Annotated in this window: 1 protein-coding gene; it reads right to left on the bottom strand. The window is 66.8% G+C overall.

From position 1 onward, the window contains the following. On the bottom strand, positions 1-314 hold a 314-nt coding region (locus OP18_RS50805), incomplete at its 3' end, for a hypothetical protein (protein WP_033368062.1). Positions 315-343 lie beyond the last annotated feature (29 nt).

Here is a 343-nt window from a genome sequence, read left to right as displayed (position 1 = left end):
TGGGCGCGCAGGGCGTCGATCTGGCTGAACTCGGTGGCGCTGTAGGACTCCTGGCCTTCGGCGGCGAAGACGTGGTCGGTCTCGGCGGCGGAGTGGTCGTAGGAGGTGTAGTCCTGCTCGGCGTAGTGCGAGCCGTCCGCGCCGGTGAACTCCACCGAGTGGCCCTGGTCGAAGCTGGTGGACTCGGCCGAGGCGTGGTCGGCCTCGTAGACGCCGAACTGCGACTGGTAGTCCTCCTGGCTGGCGTCGACCTGGTGCAGCTGGTCGATCTCCGCGTGCTGCTCGCCGGTCTCGATCTCGCCGTACTCGCTCATGTCATGTCCCTGTATGTGAGTGGTTCGTG

The organism is Dactylosporangium aurantiacum (assembly GCF_000716715.1).
In the GTDB taxonomy this organism is placed as follows: Bacteria; Actinomycetota; Actinomycetes; order Mycobacteriales; family Micromonosporaceae; genus Dactylosporangium; species Dactylosporangium aurantiacum.
This window is presented reverse-complemented; position numbering and strand designations above follow the sequence as displayed.